This window comes from Pantoea sp. EKM101V (assembly GCF_011800325.1).
GTDB classification, from domain to species: Bacteria; Pseudomonadota; Gammaproteobacteria; order Enterobacterales; family Enterobacteriaceae; genus Pantoea; species Pantoea anthophila.
In genome coordinates this window covers 1-767 of sequence record NZ_JAALFP010000033.1, presented here as the reverse complement: position 1 = coordinate 767, position 767 = coordinate 1, and the positions used below count along the sequence as shown (strand labels likewise).

General features: G+C 52.7%; 1 tRNA gene and 1 rRNA gene. Both read right to left on the bottom strand.

Features of this window, described 5'->3' with window-relative positions:
• Positions 1-352: ribosomal RNA gene (locus tag HFD92_RS21485) — 23S ribosomal RNA — on the bottom strand; the annotation flags it as partial.
• Between the two features lie 226 nt (positions 353-578).
• Positions 579-653 (bottom strand) — tRNA-Glu (locus tag HFD92_RS21480).
• Positions 654-767: the final 114 nt, after the last annotated feature.

Below are 767 nucleotides of genomic sequence, written 5' to 3'. Positions count from 1 at the left end.
GTGTGCTTTTGTGTACGGGAGTATCACCCTGTACCCTGCGACTTTCCAGACGCTTCCACTAACACACATGCTGATTCAGGCTCTGGGCTGCTCCCCGTTCGCTCGCCGCTACTGGGGGAATCTCGGTTGATTTCTTTTCCTCGGGGTACTTAGATGTTTCAGTTCCCCCGGTTCGCCTTGCAGCACTATGTATTCATGCTGCAATGATGCACTGAGTGCACCGGGTTTCCCCATTCGGACATCGACGGCTGTAGCGGTTCATATCACCTTACCGTCGCTTTACGCAGATTAGCACGTCCTTCATCGCCTCTGACTGCCAGGGCATCCACCGTGTACGCTTAGTCGCTTAACCTCACAACCCACAGGCGTTTTTACGCTGCAGACTGTAAGCATTTGAGAGACTCGGACATGTCGTCATTTCATTCTTATTACGGAGAATGAACGCGCCATGTCGTTTCAATTTTCAGCTTGTTCCGGATTGTTAAAGAGCAAATATCTCAGACGCGTCTCCCTGCTCGCGCAGCGGAAACGGTTTTGAGATACTGTATGGAGACACCTTTCACCTGTCACCAAGCAGGTGGCGTCCCCTAGGGGATTCGAACCCCTGTTGCCGCCGTGAAAGGGCGGAGTCCTAACCGCTAGACGAAGGGGACACGATAGTGTCACGACTTCGCAGCCGTCCTGCTCATTACTTTTTATCAGACAATCTGTGTGAGCACTGCGCGGGAAGGTATCTTCAGGTAAGGAGGTGATCCAACCGCAGGTTC